The organism is Bacteroides sp. AF25-38AC (assembly GCF_003602995.1).
GTDB lineage: Bacteria > Bacteroidota > Bacteroidia > Bacteroidales > Bacteroidaceae > Bacteroides > Bacteroides uniformis.
In genome coordinates, this window is sequence record NZ_QTMD01000002.1 from 1 (window position 1) to 25,616 (window position 25,616).

Below are 25,616 nucleotides of genomic sequence, written 5' to 3' on the forward strand. Positions count from 1 at the left end.
GAATTTGGAGACAAAGATAATAATTTATAAATTTACCCCTCAGGTTTTTACATTGACCCTAGAAATGGGACAAAATCAAGGTTAGTGTAAACCATAGTGTAAACCGCTGCACAACCTTTAAAGCAATGAGTATCAAGGTTTCAGTGATTTGTTTTAAGAGTAAAGTGTTATCAAACGGAGAGCACCCTCTCATGTTACGTATTACAGAGAGCAAAAAAAGAGTAATGAAAAGTTTGGGAATATCCGTAATATGACATGGTTACCAAAATTTTATTGGCTTATACCCATATATTCTTAACCCAAACTCATACCACTATGTATAAATCTTGATTGGAATCAGTCATAAATAAACATAAACCCAACCTTGACCAATAGTAAAATTAAAATCAGAACTGGGATAGTCGTTGATATAATTTACAACTTCTTTATTTCAGCCCATGAGAGGGTGGTGGACAATCGATACCCCACATCTTATTTTGTCTGTTTCCCATTTTCAAGATCAATACACCTTCATTTATCAAATCCTCATGTGCAAACCAGGCATGATTCAATTCTTTGCCATTGAGAGTGGCCGACTGGATGTATTTATTTTCATCTGACACCCCCTCTGCTATAATTGTGAAAAACTTGTTGTTATGTAACTTGATACGGACCTCACTGAACATCGGACTGCCAATGGTATAAATAGGCAGTCCCGGAGTGACAGGATAAAAACCGAGAGAAGAAAAGACAACAAAGGCTGACATGCCCCCTCCATCTTCATCCCCAGGAATGCCCATCAAATCATTGCGAAACCACATCTTTAACAACTGGCGGATACGCTTCTGAGTTTTCCAAGGCTGACCAGCATAACAATAAAGATAAGGAATATGCAGAGACGGCTCATTCGCCATGGAGAATTGTCCCACATTGCCAGTATGATCGGGTAATTGAGAATAGAAATCAAATTTACTTTTTCCCAAAGACTCATTGAACATCTGATCCAAATTGGCAACAAACTGTTCCTTGCCATTCATCAGTTCAATAAGGTCGGCAATATTATGCGGCACATCCCAACGATACACCCAACCATTATTTTCTCCATAATACTCACGGGCACCCTGACCACCAGAAAAGCGGTAATCAAATGGGCTAATCCACTTGCCATTTTTATCCTTTGGATGGAAAAAGCACGTTTCCTTGTTGTAAATATGGCGATAATTAAACGAACGACAACGATAGTAGGCAGCTTCTTCATCCTTATTTAGCATTTCAGCGATGCGTGACAGACACCATTCGTCATACGCCGTTCCGAGTGTCACGGCTACAGATTGACGTTTTTCGAAGGAATGTACATTCGGATCAGTTTCCTTTTCATCAGGCTGCAAAGCAGGGATATACCCCTTTTCTTTATAAAACAGATCAATCCAGCCACAGGTTGCTGCTGACCAAGGAGCCAATGTCTTCTCTTCAATAGCACGTTTGCACACATTGTATGCTTTGGTTAAATCAAACTTGATTCCTTTGGCAGCCGCATCTGCAATCGTAGCCACTCCATGATTAGAATTCATTCGTCGAGAATCTCCTGTAATTTCCGGGAAAGTAGGCATCCACATCGTTCCCATCTGTTCTGCCATACGCAAATAGGACCGAATGATGTCCAACTCCGTATTTTGATCGATAAGTACACGTAATGGATGGGCTGCACGATATGTGTCCCATATCCAATCATCTGTATAGAAAGGCAAACCATAATCATTATGTACCCGATGATCGAACGCGCTGAAATAGCGCCCGTCTTCGCTGATACAGACTGGGCGTTCAAATACCCTGTACAAAGAAGTATAAAATACCCGCTTACTGTCAGTATCTCCTCCCTTAACGTCTATCTTGCCCAAGGAAGCATTCCAGATATTCCGCCCTTTATCAGCCAGTGCCACCACATCATAACCGGACAATTCACGTTCCATGTTTTTGCGAGCTTGTTCTTCACTGATAAATGAAATACCGTATCTTACACGCACATACTCAGTTTGTTTTGCAAAGGCCAACACCGCACACGCATTGTGACCTTCTGCAGTCGTCGTACGGCTCAATTTCCCATCCACCAGCATGTCTGATTGTACTGGCATCTGCTCAGTTTCCAAATACAGATAGACTCGAGTGTTGTTATCCAAATGCTGGTAACCACTGATATGGTTTTCCGCTACCTGAACTTTTCCGTGCCGGGAATTCACAATGAGATAAGCCGGTTTGTCCGTTTGGGTAAAGCGGAGTTGGTATAAAGCCGATTGACGTGAAGGCGCATACTTGACCTCAATTTGTTCTTCATCCAAAAACACTTCGTAATAGTAGGGCTTGACGTTCTCATGGTCATAGCTATAGTTTACGACCGGCTGTAACGGCTCTCCTTGGCAAGGACTAAGGTTAAAGGCCGAAGTGCCCCGATGGCTGGTAATGATGAGCGGCAATCCATGTAATTGACTACCTGTATAATCACTCCGTTCGGGATATACACGCAACATGCTGTTGGGCAAATGAATCGTAGGATAAGTGGGTACTAGTAAATGGCTGATGTTGCCCATATAAGGGTTGACATAGTCAACGGGAGTCAAGTTATGTTCTTTATTCGATCCCTGAGAGAGGGCGTACCCTGCGAATAAAAAAACAAACACAACACACAAAAAGTATAAATGTTTCATTTTCTTACAGAACTAAGGATTGTATTTGGGCTACAAAAACAGTAGCCATACGGTTTTGAATATAACAGTCTTTACCCCGGTTGGGATGCCATCCATACTCAACCCCATCAATACACTCTGTGTCATCGGCAAAGAGAGTGCTCGTTTGTCGGTGTGTTTCTGGATGCTCAACGGTCTTTGAAAAGCCAATCTGTTCATCAAATTTTACCAGTGGAAAGCCCCATTTGTCGGAGAGTTTCCTGATAGATTCATTATACACCACGCGTGCATCGTGCCAATGGGTACAAAGCAGAATCACAGCCGGCTTCCCCCCTTTCACACCGTAATACTTCGAACCTTTGTCAAATTGAAGTTGATAACAATCGGATATGTATTTCTTGATTACATAATCAAAAGCGGCCGCATAGTTCCCACGGGTAAAAGGCAAGGCATATTCGTGATAGTCCTTTTTCAGCTCATTCGGGGCATACACATCCCGGTTGTGTACCTGCATAATCACGAAGACATCCACCTCGTCCAATTCCTCACGGGAATACAAATCGCCACGTGACATTCGGTTCGCCACATCCGCAATGGCTTCTCCTCCGATGGCCCGGTTGATTCCCTTCGCACGCAACGCCTCACACCCCAACTCAAACCAACCGTTATCCACGGATGCAAAAGAAGCGCCTGACAAGAGAACGGTCAGCTTCTTCTTCTCATCAGACATTGATAAATAACCTTCTCGTACCGGAGAACATATATCCTGTGCCGGTAAAAACGAGACCCAGCAGTATAGGAGTAGTATTATAATATAAATCCTTTTCATCATAATTCATTTAAAAGATGTAACTTTCCGTCTCTAATAATCTTAAGAACCAATTCACCAAACAAGGAATTTTGCCAGGCAAACCACGAACGTGTGAACTTTTCAGGCTGATCTTTGTGAAAAGACTCATGCATAAAGCCTGTATTAGCATCCGTAGCCAACAGCATGGCAACGCACAATTTGATTTCCTCATCGTTCTCCGACGTCATGGCACGTATGATTATGCTCATGGGCCACACCATGTCCATTCCTATGTGAGGGCCACCGATGCCTTCGGCATATTTGCCCTTGAAAAAATACGGATTGTCCAGACTCAACAGATATTTTCGCGTATTCTGATAAATCCTATCCGAGGGCTTCACATCGCAGATGTAGGGCAAAGCCAGCAGACTGGGAATATTAGCATCATCCATGCAGAGCTGATTGCCGTATCCGTCCACTTCAAAAGCATAAATCTTTCCATAGGTAGGATGCTTGTGTATGGCATGTTTTTTCAACGCTTCGCCCACTTCCATATACAACACATTGCACGCACGAGCCATTGCTTTGTTTTTGTTCACCTTCAATAGGATCTCCTCCATCTGACGCAAGCTGGTCACAGCAAAAAAGTTGGAAGGAATCAGGAACGGATAAACAGTCGCGTCATCCGAAGGGCGAAAAGAAGAGGCAATCAGTCCGTTGGCACGGACCGGATTTCCATATCCATCGTTGGATAACGTGTCATACTGCCGGTCCGTCACACGTAAAAACGAATAATTACCCCGATTCTCCTTCCGTTGCTGGTCTTTGAAAACTGTCAGGATAGATTCAACCACCTGCATCCATTCCGCTGTAAAAACGCTGTCATCACCGGTTACTTTCCAATAATGATAAGCCAGACGAACAACATAACACAGCGAGTCGATTTCCCACTTTCTTTCGTGAATTCCCCCTCTCATTGGTGTCCTGTCATTTTGCCACTCCCCTTTTCCAGAGAGATCACGGTAGAACGCATTCGCATACGGATCCAGCAGAACTAATCTGAACTGTCGTAGAATCACCCCCCGAATCATTTTCCTCAACCGCTCGTCCTCATTGGCGTACATCAGATAAGGCCACACCTGGGCGGAAGAATCCCTAAGCCACATTGCCGGAATATCCCCCGTTACCACAAAAGTGTCGTCCTCCGGTTCCGATTCATAAAACACCGTCGTGTCCAATGTGTTGGGAAAACAGTTGGCAAACATCCATTTGAGCTTCTCATTTTTCAGTAGAGTGACCGTCTCCTCAATAACCCGTTCGACGACTTCTGACCGGAAAAGTCTTTTTTCCACCGGTGGACGTTTAGACGTATACATTTCAACATGATCGATCCATTGCATTTCTTGTCCCGAAGAACAAGGATGTGCAAAAAGTAGAGAACAGACCCATAAAGAGCCTATAGTGAGTAATTGTCTCTTCATCTTACAAAGCTAGTCTTACTGCAGGAACGTAATTGAATTTCGCACCGCCAATGTTAATTCTTGCGCCAATTCTAAAGTAATATTGCGTGCCGGATTTTATATTTTCATGTTTTAAGTCCAATTCCAATGTAAACTCATTGCCAAGGTACGAGTTATCCACACCTTGCTTTACCACAAACTCCTTGAGTGGTTCGCCAACATTCGGTTCACGGTGACCGTAAAGAGCCACTTCCGCCACCTCTTGGTCAACCGTCTTTTCTAGACGGAACTTAGCCACAACCTTGCTACCATTTTTTTGAATGGAAGCATTTTTAATACGGATGTAAGGCTGCACTCTGAAGTCATATACCGTATTACCTTTCACCACAACTTCTTGATCTTTGACAGACACAAAGTTACCACGCATCAGACTCATCGTATACGAACCTGCAAACATCACGTTGTTTCGATACGTACCATTGTTCTTAATTACCATGTATTGCGTTTCAGGATTCTCAAACCCATGTTCGATAAATTCGATTTGTGCCCCGTCAATAATATCCTGTTCAACCAGTTCGCCAGTTTCAATGTCTAAGATTTTGCCTTCAATGGTAGCATTCGGACCATCATAGTTGTCTATTTCCAACAAGTCGCAGGAAGTGACTGCAAACAATGTCAGCAAAGCGAAAGCCATATTTTTAATGTTACGTTTCATAGTTGCTATTGTTAAATTAGTGTTTTGGATTCTGAGTTAAACCATTGGTAGAAGTTCCAGGAATATGTCTGTAATAATGATGCGTTTGGAAAGTACAAGAGTTTGCACCCGGTACAAACTTACGCACAAAAATATACTGAGGCTTTTCCCCTCGTAAATCAATCATAGGCACCAACGCCATTTTACGGCGGTTATCGAATTCCGAATGGAAATCCCTGCGTCTAATCAAATCCCAGTAACCCTTATTTTCAAAAGCCAACTCAATTCTCCTTTCGCGCAACACATTATCAAGAGTCAAGTCAACCTCTGTAGTATGAGCTGCTCTCTTACGCAAGTCATTCAGTCCCTTCTTGGCCATATCCAGCAAATTACCATCCGTTTCACCCTTTTCAACAACCGCTTCCGCAAAGTTCAGCAAGATTTCGGCGTATCTGAAATCCATAAAGTCGGTAGTCGACTGCAACTCCTTGGTCACGGTCAGGTTCTCATTTAAGAATTTGCGCATCAAGAACCCCGTACGCGTACAGTTCGGTGTACCGTCAAAACCCGAATAATCCTTCGAGAATTGAGCACCGAATGTATAATACGTCTTACCATTATGTTCACAAGCACCCGGTGAACTCATCAAGTCACCATTCGGTTTAATCACCCCCCCCTGGATTACAATCTTCTTCCCTTTCCACACACTGTTCGGATACGTGATGCAAGCAAAAAAGCGGGCATCCTTATGCTTGAAGATTTCCTCCGGCGAATCAAAATGGCGATAAGCAACATACGGACGATAGCCTTCATTATCGCTCACCTTTCCATCTTCCGTAGTGATGATCGGAGCAGCATGCCCCGGATTGGTATAATCCTCATACAAGTCAATCAACTCAAGAATTGGATTGGTTCTACCTCTGTGAGGGAATCCTTCCGCATTCTGATTCGGATTGTTCCAGGCATCATAATCATGTGCAATCCGAGTACCCGGAGCTCCATAGCCTTTGATAAAAATAGCCTCTTCACCAGCCACATTCGGATCTGTGAAAAGCGCTCTGTAGTTAGCAATCGCTTCTTGCACACTACCTGGATGCGCCTTATACAACCCAAACCTATTGGAAGCGATGATAGCTTTAGAAGCATCTATGCAAGCCTGATAATAACGGCTGGCATCTGACTTGTCCAAACCAACAAAATTCTTATCCACCGCTTCCCCTTCCAACGGAGCCTTGTCCCAATATTTAGCTACAGAAGCTGCATGTAATGCTGCCCTTGACTTCAGAGCATACGCCGTCCACTTCGTCGCCCTGCGCTTCTCTTCACTCGGATTGTTTCTGGTTTCCGGCAACAGACGAATCGCCCTGTCACATTCCTCCATCACAAAATCCCACGTTTCTTTTTCTGTGCTACGAGGTACCTTCAAGTTATCCGTATTCGGCTCAAACTCCTGATACTTCGTAATGATGGATACCCCCCCATAACGCTTCGCCAAACCAAAATAAGTATACGCCCTTAAGAAATGGGCTTCCCCCATCAACGCATCCTTTTCCTCTACCGAAATATCCAAATTGGGAATATACGTCATCAGCAGATTGATATTTCTGTTCAAAAAATACCCCTTATTCCACCAGTCATTGGCAAATTGGTTCCAGTTGGGCCATTCCGAATGGATGGCTTCCAGCGCATATTGCGCCAACGTCAAAGAACCAGTATTCCCTCTGGCGTTAAATCCGGCAGCAGGCATATATACAAAATCTTCAATCGGTGAACCATAATAGAGATCAGCTAGAAACGACTTGATACCATTGGGATCCGACAAGACACTTTCACCCGGTATTTTATTTTTTGGTTCTAAATCCAGAAAATCAGAACAAGCTCCACATAACACGAGCAAGAACCCCACAATTACATATTTAAAATTTAACATCTTTTTCATACGTATAATATTTAGAATGAAACACTTAAGCCTACATTAAAACTCTTTGTCAAAGGATAGTTGTATCCGGCACCATAGTCACCCTCCGTCTTTTCAGGGTCAAACTGTTTCAAGAACGAGTCGGTGAATGTAAAGAGATTGTATGCATTGAAATAGAGTCTCAAATTTTCAACACCATATTTTTTAGTAAATGTTCTAGGCAATATATAACCCACTTCAAAGCTCTTCAGGCGTAAATAAGACGCTTTCATGTTCCATGCCTGACTATCGCGGTAAGAAGAACCCATTTCCTGAGAGAAACGATTAGCAGGCCATTTACCAGGCACCCAATTGGTGTTGTCAGGATCATAGGAATCCTCCAAATGCCATCTGTCAAAGAAATAAGCAGGTAAATTACCATTGTTGAAGAACATTTGGCTGAATACCTCATTGAAACGGATGTTGTACATACCAGCACCTTGGAACACCATTGTCAAATCCATATTTTTCCATTGTGCATTCAACGTAAAACCATAAAAGAGTTTCGGTGTCTTGTTTCTGAATATCGGTTTGGTATCATAACCATTGATCACACCATCACCGTTATAATCATCATAGATATAATCACCCGGCAACAACTGCGTATTTCCTCTATTGTCGCAATGAATAGCCCCATGTAAAATCTCTTCATAATTTTGGAACTGTCCGACTTTGTCGAATCCCCAAACCAAGTCATTCCAACGGTTTGTATATCCATTCTTCCAACGGTCGTAACTGCTTCGTGCAGCCGGTTTATCCACTGTGCGATGCATGGTTCTGGCAATATTCATGTTGAAAGAAGCGCTGTAAGAGAAATCATTGATGCGATTTTTGTGAGAAATGGTCAAGTCAAAACCCTGTGTACGTTCACTTTCCACATTCTCCACCGGCATTGATCCACCAAACGTATTCGGCAAGTTGCCTTCTCTGATTTTCAACTTTCCGCTCTTGTGTTTCTTATAGAAGTCAAGTTCAAAATTCAGTTTGTTTCTTAGCACAGAAAACTCGACCCCCACATTATACATCTCCGAACGCACCCACGTAAAGTCCCGATTGATCACACCCGGAGCTGCCATCGTACCCAGGAACTTGCCATCTTCAAACTCATAACCAATATTCACATTAGGTGTGAAACCCATCACGTGTTGGAATGGCTCTCCTACATTTTCACCAATGACGCCATAAGAACCACGGATTTTCAAATTATCAATAAACGAAAAATTATCTTTGATAAAGCTTTCTTCAGAGATTCTCCAGCCGGCTGATAAAGAAGGAGAGAACGCCCATCTTTTGCCGGGTGCATAACGGTAAGAGCCGTCATAACGGCAAGCATATTCAAATAAATACTTACCCATGTAGTCATAGTTAAATTTACCGATGTATGCCATAGTTGTCTCTTCATGTTCCGTACCGCTATTCGTCTGTACCCCCGATGCATAATCCATCACATCTGTCGTGTAAAAATCATATTCACGTTTCAAGTAAGAGTGTTTCTTCTCATATTTCTTCTGTTCGTAAGCAACTAATGCCGAAACATGATGTTTGTCCAGGAAGGTTCTGTCGAATGTCACCTGCGCCTGCAACACAATGCGGTCTGCATCTTCCACATTATTGGCAATACGCGGCTTGTTTTTCAACTGATAATTCAAATCGGACGAATAAATGCGATAACTCTTCCATAAATTTTTATTGAATACACTATAGCTGTCATAGGCAATGGTGCCTTTCGCCTGCAGTCCCTTCAAGAAAGGCGCATCATAAGTCAGCGAAACAGCCGACTGAAGCGATTTGTTCTTGTCCACCGTATACCCTGCATGCTTTTTCTGTGACATCACCACCGGATTTTCCTGATTGTAGATATTCGCCGGATAAGCCGGGTCATCGTTAATATACGGACGTTCGTTCGGATGACTGATGATGGTACCTTTGTACATCCATATAAAGCCATCACCACCCGGGAAATCCCTCATGCCATAACGGCCCGAAACCATCACATCCGTTGTCAGATAACGGTTCAATTTGGCAGAAACATTGCTTCTGAACGTATAGCGGTCATAACCCATATCCCCACTCTTGAAAATACCGTCTTCATCATAGTAGCTGAAACTGAGGAAGTATTTCATAATCTTATTGCCACCCTCAATAGACAAGTTATGATTATGTCTCAAACTGGCTTTTTTCATGGTTTCATTGTACCAGTCCGTGCTTTCATAACCCGGTCCGCCAGCTCTCCACTTATTTAGTTCTTCATTGGTAATACTATGCACCCCGTCTCTATAAAAAATCGCATCATCGTACATTTCCAGATATTGGGCCGCATTGGCCATGAGGGGACGGTCAGTAACCTTCTGCCAGCCCACATTACCCGAATACGTAAACTGAGGACGGTGGGATTCCCCTCTCTTCGTAGTCACCACAATCACACCATTACTGGCATTCATGCCATATACTGCAGCGGAAGCGTCCTTCAACACCGAAACACTTTCGATGTCACTAGGATTCAATTGTTGGAATTCAACGCTACCATCGCGTACAATACCATCGATGACATACAAAGGTTCTCCATAGCCGCGGATGTTAATCATAGAATTAAAAGTACCCGGCTCACCATTCTGCTGTCTTATCTGCAATCCCGGCATCTTACCCTGTAAAGATTGCGCCAGGCTGGAGCTCACAGTCGTATTGATCTCCTTGGTCTTTAACGAAGCAATACTTCCCGTCAAGTTACCTCTCTTCTGCGTACCATACCCCACAACTACCACTTCATCAACTAGATTGGCATCCTCTTCCAGCGTAATTTCGTAATAATCCTTCTTCACTCTCAGTTCCTTCTTGCCGAAACCGATGTACGAAATCGTCAGCAAGTCGTTTTCGTGCGCATTCAAAGAGAATTTACCATTCAAATCAGAAATGGTACCACCGGCACCGTTTTCCACAGCAATGGAAGCGCCGATGATAGGAACACCAGAGAGGTCTCGGATAATCCCCGAAATCCTTTTGGCACTCCTCTGCTGTCCTTTCGACACTTTGGAATCAATTTTATACAACACCACATTCTTTCCCTTAATTTTATAGCCGATATTTTCCCCTTTGAAAACCACCTTCAAGATTTCCTCAATCTTTTTATTTTTTAAAGACACCGAAATCTTTCGCTTGGGATTGAACAGATTGTAATCATAAGTAAAAAACAGATTGTTCTTTTTTTCAATGATTGATAGCACCTCCGTGATGCTTTTGTTTTTCACATCCAGTGAAATGGTAACATTTTGAGCATGCAATGCAAGTACTCCGTTAAATAGGAATAAAAATGTTAACAAAAGCACAAAACTGCAAGAGTTCCTATTCCATCTACTAAAAAAAGTTACGCATTCTTTTAGATAGAAATAACTGGTTGGATTTTTCATAAATTTGTAACTGAGTAATTGATTTAATCTTTAATTAATTTATTCGACGACAAGGATTGTGAATTGCTGCAACAATTTGCAATCCTTTTTCTTTTTCTTCTTTTTCTGTTAATTGTCCTCCTTTCTTATTATAAATATATGTTCTTTTTCCAGATACGTCAATTGCCCACTTTCCTGCAACAGGTCCAAGACCTCCGTCAAGGTCGATTCCCTATGCACGTGGCAGAAGAACCGTTTTTTTTCAAGCGAAGGATCTTCAATGACAATTTCCCTGTCGAATTTCCGTTTCAATTCCAACACAATGGTCTTCAGTGTTTCCCCGGGGAACATCAGTTCCCCCGTCCGCCACGTACCAGCCGTAGAAGCATCCATTTCACGAATCGAACTCAGACCCGTTTCGAGAGAGACTGTCAGCATTTGATTGGGCTTTATCCGTATATTTTTATTCTTATCAGTATACACTTCCACCTGCCCTTCTTTTAAGAGAACTGTTGGATCCTCACCGGAATACGATTTCACATTAAATGTAGTACCCAGTACACGTACTTTCAACCTCTCCGTTTCCACCAAAAACGGCTTGTGTTCATCACGGTTCACTTGAAACAAAGCCTCACCTGCCAGTTTGACCGTACGGTAACCCCTAGCAAATTTGGTGGGATAAGTAAACCGGCTACCTGAGTTCAACCAGATGTGTGTACCATCCTCCAATACCAAATTGGCTGTCTGCGAGTTGGGGACAATTACCGTATTAAATCCAACCGGTCGTGTAACCTCCATGTAATATAACGTTCCCAACCCTACTGACAATACAATTGCTATTGATGCAGTTATTTTTAGGAAGAGTGATGATTTAGGTTTATGGATATCGTTTTTTTGTGTTGTATTGTATGTCTCCTGTTCCTTAATTTTGGATTCAGATCTACTCATCATCTTCTCTATCATCTTTTGGTAAGATGCATTCAGATGTATCTTTGTTGCATAGTTGGCTTCTTCTTTTTTCGACCAGATTTCCTCCAACGAGAACAAAAAAGTCGAGTTAGCAGGTTCTTCCCTTCTCCATTTGTTGATCTTTTTGTAATCCTCCTCCGAAGCGGAATGATTTAAAAAACGCTTTAATACATTTAAATCCATATTACAGTAATATATAATTCAACATTAGAGCAATCCAAATTCCGACATGCCTCAAGGACTTGCGCAATTCCGCGATGGCTTGGGCAAGGTGTGTCTGTACCGTACGTAAGGACACATGCATCTGATTGGCTATGTCCTTTTGTGACTTCCCTTCGAAGTAGAATAAGTTTAAAGCTTCCGCACGTCTGGGAGGCAATTGCCTGATTGCATTTTCCAGCAACTTATAGTTCAACTCCTCATTCGTTTCAGACATCGAAACAGTCGATTCAATTTTCTGGTTGTAATATTCACAACGATCAATGGCCAGTTGCCACTGTTCCCGGTAGTTCTCCACTACCTTTTGGTGCTTCAGATAGTTTAGACAACTGTTTTGCGTGGCTTTGAATAGAAAGGCGGCCAGCCTACTGGAAACAATCATATGATGTTGTTCCCAGTAAGCGACAAATACATCATGTACTATATCTTCAGCAACCTCTTCATCAACAAATTTACATGCATGAACCATCAATTTAGGATACAGTTCATCATAAACTTGTCTAAAATGACTGATAGAATCCCCCCCCTTTTCTTGCATTCCATTTGAATATTGAGAGTCCATAATAACGGTTTGTATCTGTGGCTATTTGATGGCAGACAATACGATTTTTTCCATAACCTCATATCCTTTATCTGTAGGGTGGACACCATCATACGTATATTCATCAATCATGCCTCCGTTCTCTTTGCTCATTTCACTGAAGTAATCAATGTAGTGTACATGTTTTGCTTTGGCAAGTTGCCGGATCCGCACATTCAGCTCATAAATCTGTTTCACTGCATCCGTAATGTCTTTTCTCCAAGGATACACATCAACCGGAAGAACCGAAGAAAGATACACTTTGATTTTATGTGATTTGGCTAACTCTACCATTGATTTGATGTTACTCACCGTATATTCGATGCTGTACTTACCAGTATTTTCGGCTATGTCGTTCGTACCGATGTTGATGACAACAGCTTTTGGTTTAAGGTCAATCACATCTTTTTGGAAGCGGAGCAGGAGTTGCGGACTGGTTTGACCGCTGATGCCACGACCTAAAAATTGATGACCTGTAAAAAAAACGGGGCGTTTGCTAGCCCATCCGTCGGTAATGGAATTTCCGATAAAAATCACTTTCGGATAAGTTTTGTTTTGAATGATGCGTTCATTATCCTTTTGATATCTTTCAAAATCAGGATACTCGCTCAGTGTTTGGGCCGTTGCCACTGTTGCGAAAAAGTACAGAAGAGCAAAGAATAAGTGTTTCATATTTAGTATTATTTAGTAATGATTGTTAGCAATATCTTATATTAAGACAACTACACTATCAAAAGTACGTATTCTAATAGTTAAAAGAAAAAGATTTTTATCTACTATGATATTACGTTTTATGCCTTTTGCTTTTTATTCCCGTCAACACCGTTCAAGGAAGCATTGTTCCCCTTTGACATTTTGATTGTCCACGATACTATTTACAATTGGTCCCATGCTATGTTTCACACGTATATCTTCACGTAATTTCTCTAACAATAAGCCCAACTCCGACAAAGAACCTCATTTACGATAGTGGTGATAAAACAACTGTCACTTTGGGAATTCGAAAAGAGGCATATGCCATTGACAACTAGTCTTAACTAAAAAATACAGCATTACAAATCATATTTTACTCTTCCTGCAAATTTAACACTTTTGTTATATACGCCATTCGGTCTCCGTTAGATCAGCCTGGTACATTTTTCGTTTGGCACCGCAAAGAAACTATTCGGCCGCGGAAACGTCAGTAAAAAAAATCAGCTGTTTTTAAAACATATATAGTCCTCATCATTATTTCTACAGCCCGAACATCTTTTTCAATCTCTAGACCGTACTAACACTCACTCCCTCGGTTCTGGCTATCATCTTCATCTGATAACTTTACCGGAAAGTCTTGACATACCGAAACGATTGCCGGACAAATCCATCGGACCATCATCCGCATATTCTCCCACTTCAACTTACACACATAAAAAACTGCCGTCTGACAAAACCCCGAAATCCTTACATGTGTGATTTTAAAAAAATGTTCAATTTCAAAAATGAAAGAAACATGAAAACAGAAACAAAAAGAATTTTGGAAAAGGCCCAGGCAGGTGATGCAGAGGCTCAGTATCTAACCGGTCTGTATTATGAGGATAAGGGAAATGCCGACGAGGCTTTCCTATGGTATGACCGTTCGGCTACACAGGGATTCGTATATGGAATCAACGCCGTTGCCATATATTACCTGAAAGGGATGGCTGTAAAGCATGATACCGGCAAGGCAATCGCTCTTCTAGAGAGTATTGCAGATAAATTCCCCACAGCCAAAGCCAATCTGGGCCATATATACCTGGAAGGGCAGGGATGTCCGCAGGATATAGGGAAAGGTATCGGGTTACTCGGACAGGCTGCGGATTCAGGTGACGGACTGTCGGCTTTCACAATGGGGCATATACGCCTCAAAGGGCTGTTTGGGACTCCCGTAATGTACAAGGAAGCGACAGGATGGTTCGAGAAGGCCTATGAACTGGGGATATATGACAGTGTGGACTTCCTCTGTGACCTGTATGAAGGTCTGTATTCACGGGGCATGAGGGACATCAGGAAATACAGGTTATGGTCGGATGTCAGAAAAAGCCTTGAAAAAGGAGGTTCCCGTACCGGTCTGGCAATGCCATCATCCGCAAATGGAGGCAATGTACCGGTATTCGGGGAGGCAAACGGCAGACAGTACATCATCATCGGCGGGGAGAAGGCTTATGTCGATCTCCTCGTTGCTGAGACATTCCTGGTCAATCCTGATCCGAAGGCCTATACGGAAGTGGAGCATATTGACGGCGACATGTCCAACAATGCGGCTGATAATCTCAGATGGATAAAAAAGCAATAAAGTCTATGGTAAAGAATATGAAAACGACATTGACAGAAAAGATTAATTGGACAAAGTACAACCTGGCTTATCCTGAGTTAGGAGATGTTATACAGATGATTCGCACGGGAGACATGCAATTGCATGACAATGAGTTTGGAGACTATACATTGAAGCAGGCAATAGAGCATATCAGAAGTGTAGCTCCAGGTGACATGCGGAAATGGAAAGCCAGACTCCTGCCCGCTGTTGCCTATAACGGTACATTCAGGGAACTTAACGGTGCGGGGCTGATTGAATACTCGCGTGTGACGGCATTGGATTTTGACCATATAGCAACACCGGATGAAATGATCCGGTTACGGAACAAGCTGATGATAACCGAATGTGTCCTGAGTGTTTTTGTTACACCCAGTGGAAATGGACTGAAGGCTCTGGTTTTGCATGACAATACAGATCCGGCCAGACATGAAGATTTGTATGGACAGCTACTGGATAAATTCTATGTGGCAAACAGAAATGATGCAAGCTGTAAAGACCTGGCACGCAGAAATTATCTGAGTTACGATCCTGACATCTGGACCAATCCAAATCCTGAACCGTACCCTTATGTCCCCACCATAAAGCCACAGGTACAGATGCCACAATCATCCGGGACAAGAACAGTGTCGGACAAAAGCATCATCAGCATCATGAACTCCCACTGGAAAAGGAACAATCCTGAATATTGGAAAAAAGGCAACAGGGGAAACTGCATCTTCAGGTTAGCCTGCTGGATGTGCAAATGGGGTGTTGACGAGGAATTGGCTACTGAGTATTTCATTGATGGCTGGGAAGATGACACAATGGATGAAAAGGAAATCAGAAGCCATGTGGGCAACGCCTATAAGACCGAAGAGAAGAACTTCGGAACATTGATATTTACAATACACTGATTTAATCACCCCTTTAAAAAAACAATTATGGCACTGACAAAAAGCCGGGGTAACATGTATCCTTTTGTTACCCACACGTGGAATGCAATAAAAGGAATATGTTTTCATGACTGCCCCTATTGTTACATGAAAAAATTCGATGGTCTGCTTCCTATACGGTTTGACCCCAAGGAACTGGAAGTAAACCTGGGTAACGGCAATTTTATTTTCGTTGGTAGCGGAACGGACGCATGGGCTTTCGACGTACCTTCGGACTGGATTGCCCGGGTTCTGGATTATTGTGACAAGTTTGATAATAACTATCTTTTCCAATCCAAGGACCCCATACGTTTCTTGGAGTTCATAGGGCATCCGGTAATGAAGAAATCGGTTTTGTGCACGACCATTGAAACCAATGTCTTTTATCCGGACATCGTAAGGAATGCTCCAGGTACCCGGAAACGTGCCAAAGCCATGCAAAAACTGGCGAGCCTTGGAATGAGAACCTATGTGACCTGTGAACCTCTGATAAAATTCGACTTGCCCGAAATGGTTGAACTTGTCAGCATGTGTTCTCCTGTACAAGTCAATATCGGCAGGAACTCACGACAGGACATTACCCTTCCCGAACCGACAAGGAATGAAGTGCAGGCATTGATAACCGAACTTCAGAAATTTACCAAAGTGGTAGTCAAATCCAATGCCAAGTGCTGGACTTGAGAATGTACTGACTGATTGGAAAGATAAAGGAGATGCTGCATAAGCTCTCCTTTAAAATTTCGTCAAAGCCAATAAAGAATCCATATGTCAAGGATACAGGTGAAAAATATTGCAAAATAACACCTTGTGAGTTAACCGGAGGCAAGTTTATTATACATATACTGCATATTTTATTATAATACCCACTCAGGCGGCGTGAGCCTACAACAAACGAAAGAAGAAAGATATACAATAGTTTCATGCAACTTTTTTTGTCAAAATGAGAGATTTTACTTAAAAGAAATAGATTGCATAAGGAAAAATATTGATGCGTTCCGTTTACTCATCGAAGTGTAAAAAGGGTATATAAAAACATTGCAAACCTTTATATATGAAATGAGTATAAACAAAAATAAAACAATTATGGATAATAATATAAATAATATGATATCAATTAGTATGCCGAAAGGTTGCAGGTATATGAGTGATTATGAAAATCTCTTGAATGGGGAATTGCCATTGGATGGTAAGTTTATCCTGAACAAGACTGTAACCGGTTGTGGTGGTACATCCCTGTTTCTCGATTCGAACTTTCCTGTGGTAATAATTTCGCCACGACTTCAGGTGTTGAAAGAGAAGCACAGACAATATCCCGACAGTTTTCACTTCCATGTCCCATTCAGTGGTAATAGAGGACAAGCAATAATCCAAATGATGCGTGATCTTGATTCGTACCTGGACTGTCATCATGGAAGCACACCATTTACCCCCTTGCCAATGAGACCTGCCAAGATACTGGTTACACTGGATTCATCGGACAAGGTTCTTGGTGTCCTTAGAGGAAATAATATGCTGGATTCATGCCTCTTTGTGGTCGATGAGTTCCAATGTCTTATGGGCGATGCGACGTTCAAGGGCAGTACGGACATGAATTTTCTCATCCGGCTTGACAGTGAAGTGAAACGTATCTGTTACTTGTCCGCTACACCTGTCCCTGACATCTACCTTGACTACATACCTCAATTCGCCAACATTCCCTACTATAAACTGGAATGGGATCCTGATGTGATTGTGGAGCCGACATTGAAGGAGAGGCAGATGAGGAACGGTGAGACTGCGGAGAAACTGTGTGGGGAACTGATACAACGTTACAGAAGGGACGGATATTTTGAAAGGAAAATAGTGGATGGAAATATAGTCTGTTCCCGTGAAGCCTGCATATTTCTCAATGAGGTCAAGTCGATCATAAGGATAATCGGGCAAAACAGTCTGAAGCCGGATGAGGTGACTATCCAGATTTGAACACACACGAACCCTCCACCCGATAAAGATCTTGAATTTCTCGGGTGATTTTCGGGCGTATAAGTTTTCCTCGTTCAGGCTTCTTACACCTCCGATACATAAATGTACTTCCTCGCCGTTCATCATTCTGCTCATGGAACGGATATGAAAACAGAAAGCCATACGTTGATAATAGATGGTCTCGTCCTCCGGTCTAAGCTCTTCTTTCCTTTTTGTCAATGCTCCCGGAACCCTGCCCAGGATTTTATGTGATACTCTGATTTCCGTGTTACCAAAGTTCTCTCCGGTAAAATATACTTTCGCGGCATCCTCTACCTGGTGGATAAATTTCTGGTGGCTGATTGTAAGCTGGTTATCCCCAAAACTAGGGACAATACAGTTCCTTTCAAGTTCTTCAAGTGTAATACCCGAAGTGTTACTCTCAATAAAATTAGGATGCTCTTTCTGTTCTTCTTCAGATACGATTACAGCATCTTCGATATTAACTGCATCCATCATTCTTGTTACCATTCCGATTGTTCTTGGAATGACAGTAAGTTCATTAGTCATTGTTTCCATACTCTTGTTATTTTTTAGTCGGTTAATAAAATGCGATGAAAAAACAAAAAGCCAAGAGGTGTCATTTCTTTGCTTTTATGAATATACCTCTTAGCTTCTTTATTCCTTTGAGTATTGAAGTTGCTACCTCCAATACGGTTATTATTACGTCCGCTTTCTTGTCATAATCCATTCATCAGACGTACTATCAGTTTTCAGTCGCAGCATCAACGGCCTTGACTTCACCCGTGGCAATCTTCTTTTTTCCGAATTTGCCACAATACTTTTCTGCAAGCTCGATTACTACGGAACCTGCCACGATAATCTCGGCCACATAAGCTGCGACCTTCAATCCTTTAATTAAATTTCCCATGTCTCTTAGTTTTAAATTGTTAGTAATTATGTTTCTATTCTCTATTTCTCTTATATACTTTTCTCATATATAAGGCTTTGAAGGGAAATCAAGGAAGGGGAGAAGAAAAAAATAGACCAATCTTTCGACTGGTTGTGATAGTTGAACCGTTGTAAATAGCTCCTCGCATTTACTTGGCCTATCATGCGGCATACATTCTTTCGTGGGGAACTTTATGTCTTGTCCACATACTGAAATTGCTACGCATCATCGAATCTACATGCTTATCCATCTTCTGAAAATAAGTGTGACCCGGTAATTGTTTTTATCATTAATGCTTGAAGCCGTACGCACTCTTCATTGCAGTGCTGAATAATGCTCCAAGCTATCTTATCATATATAAGAGTTTGAGGGGATTTGAAAAGGAAAACTGACTATAAAAATTACTCGATAGAAGGCACAGATTAATAATAAAAGTATTATTTTTGCAAATGAGAATTAGACATATAGGAATTAACTAATTAGCAATAATTCCAAATAAAGATTTAGTATTAACAAGCAGCATTATACTATAGGTAAACCATAGTGTAAACCGAAAGAGATGCAATAGAGTATATACAATTGATAATCAGCCGTTATCAGTTTATCTCTCGCGAAGTCTGGGGGGCGTGTGGTCGCAAGTTCGAATCTTGTCATCCCGACTGTTGAGCATTAAGGAGTTAAGTCTAAGACTTAACTCCTTAATTTTTATAGTATTTCTTAATGACAGACTTGCTGCCATAAATATGCTGAATATGTACAAAAAGAAGACGGTGCCTATTCGCTTCAGCGGGAATAGCTCATCAAATTACTGGAATTCTCGTAAGAAATCTCTATTTTTGCACTTTAAACAAGAAAAATTATGGGAGCAGCTAAATGGATAGGCGGCATCATCGGCTTCATGGCCGGAGGACCGCTGGGAGCCTTGGCAGGTTTTGTATTCGGTTCACTGTTCGACACCGATTCAAGTGACGCAGGCAGTTATTATGGAGAAGAACCAACGCACGGCACTACCTATACCGGGCAACGGAACAGTTTCCTCTTCTCCATGCTCGTGATGGCTTCGTACATTATCCGTGCAGACGGGCGCATCATGCATAGTGAAATGGAATTCGTCCGCCGCTTTCTGAGAAGCACATTCGGTGAGGCTGCCGTGGGCGAGGGAGAACGGATACTGCTCAACCTCTTCGAACAGCGCAAGCAGATGGACAGACAAAACCCACTGGCATTTAAAAACACCATCCGTGACTGTGGAACGCAGATTGCCGCCAACCTGACATACGAGGAACGCTTGCAACTGCTGGTATTCTTGGTAGAAATTGCCAAAAGCGACGGACACGTCTGCAACGAGGAGATAGAAGCCTTGAAAGAAGTGGCCATGTACATGGGACTATCGGTCAAGGAAGTGGAATCCATGCTTAACCTAGGCGGTAGCTCACTGAACGAGGCCTACAAAGTACTTGAAATTGAACCCACTGCCACCAATGACGAAGTGCGTGCCGCTTACCGCCGCCTAGCCTTGAAACACCATCCCGACCGGGTGGCAACGCTGGGCGAAGACATCAAGAAAGCCGCAGAAGAGAAGTTCCAAAGCATCAACAATGCCAAAGAACAGATATACAAGGCACGAGGTATGAAATGACGTACCTCGCTCCTTGCCTTGTGGACAGCATCATGACGTTTATAAACATTCTATATTAACATCAACCCACACACTTATGAAGAAAACCCTTGCAATCCTTGCACTAGGCCTTACTGCCATTGCCGGACATGCCGCCACGCCGCTCTGGATGCGCGATGTGCAAATCTCTCCCGACGGTACGGAAATCGCATTCTGCTACAAAGGAGACATCTACAAGGTGCCGGCCAAAGGTGGAACCGCCACACAGCTTACTACCCAAGAGAGCTACGAATGTACCCCCATATGGTCGCCGGACGGCAAACAAATAGCCTTTGCCAGCGACAGATACGGCAACTTCGACGTATTCGTGATGCCGGCAGACGGCGGAACCGCCCAACGGCTCACTACCCACTCCACCGGTGAGATACCCTCCACATTCACTCCGGACGGAAAGTATATCTTGTTTTCCGCATCCATCCAGGACCCGGCAAGCAGCGCTCTTTTCCCCACTTCGGCCATGACCGAGCTTTACAAAGTACCTGCAACGGGAGGGCGTACGGAGCAAGTGCTGGGCACCCCTGCCGAAGCGGTCTGCTTCGACAAGGCGGGCCATCAGTTCCTCTACCAAGACCGCAAGGGATTTGAAGATGAATGGAGAAAGCACCACACCTCCTCCATCACCCGCGACATCTGGCTGTATGATGCAAAGACGGGTATCCATACCAACCTCACCGACCGCGCGGGCGAAGACCGCAACCCGGTGTTGTCACCCGATGGAAGAACGGTTTACTTTTTGAGTGAGAGAAACGGCGGCTCATTCAACGTGTATGCCTTCCCGCTGGCACAGCCCCGAGAGGTGAAGCCCATCACCAGCTTCAAGACACATCCCGTGCGCTTCCTCTCCATGAGTGACGGCGAGACGTTGTGCTACAGTTACGACGGCGAAATCTATACCCAGCAGCCGGATGCCACCCCGAAGAAAGTCGCCATAGAACTGGTGCGCGATGACCGGCCGCAATTCGCCAACCTGCAGTCTTCCGACGGAGCCACCTCTGCCGTTGTGTCCCCGGACGGAAAACAGATTGCCTTCACGCTGCGCGGAGAAGTCTTTGTCACTTCGGCAGACTATGCCACTACCAAGCAGGTGACGCACACACCGGCACGCGAAGCGGGCCTCTCCTTTGCGACGGACAACCGCACCCTGGCCTACGCCAGCGAGCGAGGCGGCAACTGGCAGCTCTACCTTGCCAAGATAGCCCGCAAGGAAGACCCTAACTTCCCGAACGCCACGCTGATTGAAGAAGAAGTGCTGCTGCCCTCCACCACCGTGGAACGTGCCTATCCGCAATTCTCGCCCGACGGCAAGGAACTCGCCTTCATCGAAGACCGCATCCGGCTGATGGTGCTCAATCTGGAGACGAAGAAGGTGCGCCAGATTACGGACGGCTCCACCTGGTACAGCACCGGCGGAGGATTTGACTACGCATGGTCGCCGGACGGTAAATGGTTTACACTTGAGTTCACGGGTAACAAGCACGACCCCTACTCCGACATCGGCCTGGTCAGCGCAGAGGGAGGCAAAGACATCATCAACCTCACCAATAGCGGCTACATGAGCGGCTATCCCCACTTTGCGCTGGACGGCAACGCCATCCTTTTCACCACCGAACGCTACGGCATGCGTGCCCATGCCTCATGGGGCTCGCTGAACGACGCCATGCTCGTCTTCCTCAACCAAGACGCCTACGACAAATACTGCCTGAGCAAAGAAGACTACGAACTGCGCAAGGAGCTGGAGAAGGAACAAAAGAAGTCTGCCGGAAAAGACACCCCCCAAGACAAAAACAAGGATAAAAAGAAGAAAGACGACAAGAAAGACAGCAATGCTGACGAAAAAGATGACCAGCCGAAAGACATCGTCGTAGAGCTGAAAGGCATCGAAGACCGTGTGGTGCGCCTCACCCCGAATTCTTCCGACATGGGCAGCACCATCATCTCCAAGGATGGCGAGACACTCTACTACCTGGCAGCCTTCGAAGGCGGCTACGACCTCTGGAAGATGAATCTGCGCAAGAAAGAGACCCGCCTGCTGCACAAGATGGATGCCGGATGGGCGGACATGCAGCTGGACAAGGACGGCAAGAGCCTCTTCCTGCTGGGTAGCCACAAGATGCAGAAAATGGACACTTCATCCGACGCGCTGACCCCCATCACCTTCCAGGTAGATGCCAAGATGGACCTGGCTGCGGAGCGCGAATACATGTTCGACCACGTGTACCGCCAACAGCAGAAGCGATTCTACAATACCAATATGCACGGAGTGGACTGGGACAAGATGACCGCCGCCTATCGCCGCTTCCTGCCCCATATCGACAACAATTATGACTTTGCCGAACTGCTGAGCGAATGGCTGGGCGAGCTGAACGTATCTCACACCGGCGGCCGTTTCTATCCCAAAGGGCAATCCGAACCTACTGCCAGCCTGGGACTGTTCTTCGACTGGAACTACACGGGCAAGGGCATGCTCATTGCCGAAGTAGTGGAGAAAGGCCCCTTCGACACAGCCAACACCCGGGTGAAAGCCGGCACAGTCATCGAAAAGATAGACGGCGTGGAAATCACCCCCGATGCGGACTATTACACGCTGCTCAACAACAAGGCACGGAAGAAAACACTTGTTTCTCTCTTCGACCCGCAGACCAAGGAGCACTGGGAAGAGGTCATTATCCCCATTACGAACGGTGCGTTCAGCGATTTACTCTACAGCCGCTGGGTGAAACAGCGTGCGGCAGACGTTGACCGATGGTCGGGTGGCCGATTGGGTTACGTGCACATCGAGTCTATGGGAGACGACAGTTTCCGTTCCGTCTACTCGGACATCCTGGGAAAATACAACAACCGCGAAGGCATCGTCATCGACACCCGTTTCAATGGCGGTGGACGCTTGCACGAGGATATAGAAATACTTTTCAGTGGACAAAAATACTTCACCCAAGTGGTGCGCGGTCGCGAGACGTGCGACATGCCCAGCCGCCGCTGGAACAAACCCTCCATCATGGTGATGTGCGAGGCCAACTACTCCAATGCGCACGGCACGCCGTGGGTTTACAGCCACCGCGGACTGGGCAAGCTGGTAGGCATGCCCGTGCCGGGAACCATGACCAGCGTGTCGTGGGAACGCCTGCAAGACCCGTCATTGGTATTCGGCATCCCCGTCGTGGGCTACCGCCTACCGGACGGCAGCTATCTGGAGAACTCGCAGCTGGAGCCGGACATCAAAGTAGCCAATTCACCCGAGACCATCGTGAAGGGAGAAGACACACAGCTGAAAGCTGCCGTAGAGGAACTGCTGAAGGAACTCGAAAAATAAGTACCGCCCTGCCCCACGCAGGAATACCGGTCATATAGGCCGATATATATATTAAGATGATGTGTCAAAACGGTTGATGGCACATCATCTTTTTTTATATGCCACAAGGAAGCAAGACTTTTTCTATCTCACTTTTTTGCACTATCTTTGTGACATAAATTCCTAACTCTTTAACTGATTATGTTTGCTGACTTGTTAAACTCCTCCTATTTCGCGCTCTTTCTCATTGTGGCTTTAGGCTTCATGTTGGGAAGAATCAAGATTAAAGGGCTTTCGCTCGACGTCTCCGCCGTCATCTTCATTGCCCTGCTGTTCGGACACTTCGGTGTCATCATCCCCAAAGAATTAGGAAACTTCGGACTGGTGCTCTTCATCTTCACCATCGGCATCCAGGCCGGTCCCGGATTTTTCGACTCCTTCCGGAGCAAGGGCAAGACGCTTATCATCATCACCCTGCTCATCATCTGCTCCGCCGCCCTGACGGCAGTAGGACTGAAATATGCCTTCGACATCGATACTCCCAGTGTCGTGGGACTGATAGCCGGTGCCCTGACCAGTACGCCGGGACTCGCCGTTGCCATTGACAGCACCCATTCCCCACTGGCATCCATCGCTTACGGTATTGCCTATCCTTTCGGCGTTATCGGCGTGATTCTCTTCGTTAAGCTGCTGCCCCGTATCATGCGCATCGACCTCGACAAGGAGGCGCGCCGGTTGGAGAAGGAACGCCGCAGCCAGTTCCCGGAACTGACAACCTGTCTGTTCCGCGTAACCAACCCCGCCGTCTTCGACCGGAGCCTGATGCAAATCAATGCGCGCGCCATGACCGGAGCCGTCATCTCACGCCACAAGCACAACGAGCAGATAGCCATCCCCACCGCCCAGACCATCCTGCACGAGGGAGACTACATACAAGCCGTGGGTAGCGAAGAGGCCTTAAACCAGCTCGCCGTCCTCGTGGGCGAACGCGAAGAAGGCGAACTGCCACTCGTAGACATGCAGGAGATTGAATCCCTGCTGCTCACCAAGAAGGATATGATAAACAAGCAGCTGGGCGACCTCAACCTGATGAAGAACTTCGGCTGCACCGTCACCCGCATCCGCCGAAGCGGCATCGACCTCTCCCCCTCGCCCGACCTCGCCCTGAAATTCGGCGACAAGCTGATGGTGGTGGGCGAGAAGGACGGCATCAAGGGAGTGGCACGCCTGCTGGGCAACGACACCAAGCAACTGTCCGACACCGACTTCTTCCCCATCGCCCTGGGCATCGTGCTGGGCGTGCTCTTCGGCAAGCTCAACATCTCCTTCTCGGACAGTCTGTCGTTCTCTCCGGGACTGACGGGAGGCATCCTGATGGTCGCCTTGTTCCTGAGCGCCATCGGAAAGACCGGCCCCATTCTGTGGTCCATGTCCGGCCCTGCCAACCAACTGCTGCGCCAGCTGGGACTGCTGCTCTTCCTTGCCGAAGTAGGGACATCGGCAGGACGGAATCTGATGGCCACGTTCCAGGAAAGCGGCTGGCTCTTGTTCGGCGTAGGCGCCGCCATCACGCTGGTGCCCATGCTGGTGGCAGTATGCGTAGGCCTGTTCGTGTTCAAGATAAACATTCTCGACCTGCTGGGCACCATCACCGGCGGCATGACCAGTACGCCCGGCCTTGCCGCCGCCGACTCCATGACGGACAGCAACATACCGAGCGTGGCCTATGCCACGGTATATCCCATTGCCATGGTGTTCCTCATTCTGATAATCCAGGTGATAGCCTCCGCAGTCTATTGAC

General features: G+C 45.1%; 17 protein-coding genes and 1 pseudogene. 7 read left to right on the forward strand and 11 right to left on the reverse strand.

Annotation, left to right across the window (positions count from 1 at the left end; genetic code table 11):
• Window positions 1-125 precede the first annotated feature (125 nt).
• Window positions 126-248 (forward strand): annotated as a pseudogene (locus tag DWY55_RS01550) (Arm DNA-binding domain-containing protein); the annotation flags it as partial.
• 177 nt (window positions 249-425) lie between these two features.
• Here DWY55_RS01550 and DWY55_RS01555 read toward each other — a convergent pair.
• The 9 genes from DWY55_RS01555 to DWY55_RS01595 all read right to left on the reverse strand — a co-directional run bounded on the left by DWY55_RS01555 (window position 426) and on the right by DWY55_RS01595 (window position 13,384).
• On the reverse strand, window positions 426-2,681 hold the full coding sequence (locus DWY55_RS01555; protein WP_005824115.1) for a GH92 family glycosyl hydrolase: 2,256 nt from the start codon (window positions 2,679-2,681) through the stop codon (window positions 426-428).
• Window positions 2,682-2,685: 4 nt separating this feature from the next.
• Window positions 2,686-3,492: a DUF5040 domain-containing protein gene (locus DWY55_RS01560; RefSeq protein WP_120177983.1), complete on the reverse strand. Its 807-nt coding sequence runs from the start codon at window positions 3,490-3,492 to the stop codon at window positions 2,686-2,688.
• Window positions 3,489-4,931 carry a glycoside hydrolase family 125 protein gene (locus tag DWY55_RS01565; RefSeq protein WP_008665704.1) on the reverse strand — a complete coding sequence of 481 codons (1,443 nt, stop codon included), beginning with the start codon at window positions 4,929-4,931 and terminating at the stop codon, window positions 3,489-3,491. The genes DWY55_RS01560 and DWY55_RS01565 overlap by 4 nt, the downstream gene beginning before the upstream one ends.
• Window position 4,932: 1 nt before the next feature.
• Window positions 4,933-5,625, reverse strand: coding sequence for a DUF3823 domain-containing protein (locus tag DWY55_RS01570; RefSeq protein ID WP_005824122.1), 693 nt, complete (start codon window positions 5,623-5,625; stop codon window positions 4,933-4,935).
• A 16-nt stretch (window positions 5,626-5,641) separates the two neighbouring features.
• Window positions 5,642-7,543, reverse strand: coding sequence for a RagB/SusD family nutrient uptake outer membrane protein (locus DWY55_RS01575; protein ID WP_005824124.1), 1,902 nt, complete (start codon window positions 7,541-7,543; stop codon window positions 5,642-5,644).
• 11 nt (window positions 7,544-7,554) lie between these two features.
• Entirely contained in the window at window positions 7,555-10,806 is a 3,252-nt protein-coding gene (locus DWY55_RS01580; protein ID WP_227238993.1) for a TonB-dependent receptor, read from the reverse strand.
• A gap of 267 nt (window positions 10,807-11,073) precedes the next feature.
• The gene (locus tag DWY55_RS01585) at window positions 11,074-11,742 is read right to left on the reverse strand and encodes a FecR family protein (protein ID WP_229031936.1); all 669 of its coding nucleotides are present in this window, start codon (window positions 11,740-11,742) and stop codon (window positions 11,074-11,076) included.
• A gap of 355 nt (window positions 11,743-12,097) precedes the next feature.
• Window positions 12,098-12,694 carry an RNA polymerase sigma-70 factor gene (locus DWY55_RS01590; RefSeq protein ID WP_005824130.1) on the reverse strand — a complete coding sequence of 199 codons (597 nt, stop codon included), beginning with the start codon at window positions 12,692-12,694 and terminating at the stop codon, window positions 12,098-12,100.
• A gap of 21 nt (window positions 12,695-12,715) precedes the next feature.
• Window positions 12,716-13,384 carry a GDSL-type esterase/lipase family protein gene (locus DWY55_RS01595; protein ID WP_005824132.1) on the reverse strand — a complete coding sequence of 223 codons (669 nt, stop codon included), beginning with the start codon at window positions 13,382-13,384 and terminating at the stop codon, window positions 12,716-12,718.
• An 817-nt stretch (window positions 13,385-14,201) separates the two neighbouring features.
• Here DWY55_RS01595 and DWY55_RS01600 point away from each other — a divergent pair.
• From DWY55_RS01600 to DWY55_RS01610, 3 genes are read left to right on the forward strand one after another with little or no spacing between them, the layout of a single operon-like run.
• Window positions 14,202-15,023: an SEL1-like repeat protein gene (locus DWY55_RS01600; RefSeq protein ID WP_016274150.1), complete on the forward strand. Its 822-nt coding sequence runs from the start codon at window positions 14,202-14,204 to the stop codon at window positions 15,021-15,023.
• A gap of 17 nt (window positions 15,024-15,040) precedes the next feature.
• Complete coding sequence (locus tag DWY55_RS01605; RefSeq protein ID WP_227238988.1) at window positions 15,041-15,937, forward strand: BT4734/BF3469 family protein; 897 nt, start codon at window positions 15,041-15,043, stop codon at window positions 15,935-15,937.
• Between the two features lie 27 nt (window positions 15,938-15,964).
• A complete protein-coding gene (locus tag DWY55_RS01610; RefSeq protein ID WP_008665713.1) occupies window positions 15,965-16,636 on the forward strand; it encodes a hypothetical protein in 672 nt (223 codons plus the stop codon).
• Between the two features lie 837 nt (window positions 16,637-17,473).
• On the opposite strand, the gene DWY55_RS22250 is transcribed toward DWY55_RS01610, so the two are convergent.
• Window positions 17,474-18,475 (reverse strand): DUF3871 family protein, encoded by a 1,002-nt coding sequence (locus DWY55_RS22250; RefSeq protein WP_005824146.1) that lies wholly within the window; start codon window positions 18,473-18,475, stop codon window positions 17,474-17,476.
• A gap of 187 nt (window positions 18,476-18,662) precedes the next feature.
• Entirely contained in the window at window positions 18,663-18,827 is a 165-nt protein-coding gene (locus DWY55_RS21930; protein ID WP_005824152.1) for a hypothetical protein, read from the reverse strand.
• An 880-nt stretch (window positions 18,828-19,707) separates the two neighbouring features.
• Between DWY55_RS21930 and DWY55_RS01630 the strand changes: the two genes are divergently transcribed.
• The 3 genes from DWY55_RS01630 to DWY55_RS01640 all read left to right on the forward strand — a co-directional run bounded on the left by DWY55_RS01630 (window position 19,708) and on the right by DWY55_RS01640 (window position 25,615).
• Entirely contained in the window at window positions 19,708-20,487 is a 780-nt protein-coding gene (locus DWY55_RS01630) for a DnaJ domain-containing protein (protein WP_005824158.1), read from the forward strand.
• Window positions 20,488-20,563: 76 nt separating this feature from the next.
• Window positions 20,564-23,836, forward strand: coding sequence for a S41 family peptidase (locus tag DWY55_RS01635; RefSeq protein ID WP_120177984.1), 3,273 nt, complete (start codon window positions 20,564-20,566; stop codon window positions 23,834-23,836).
• A 180-nt stretch (window positions 23,837-24,016) separates the two neighbouring features.
• Window positions 24,017-25,615 (forward strand): aspartate:alanine exchanger family transporter, encoded by a 1,599-nt coding sequence (locus tag DWY55_RS01640; RefSeq protein ID WP_005824164.1) that lies wholly within the window; start codon window positions 24,017-24,019, stop codon window positions 25,613-25,615.
• Window position 25,616 lies beyond the last annotated feature (1 nt).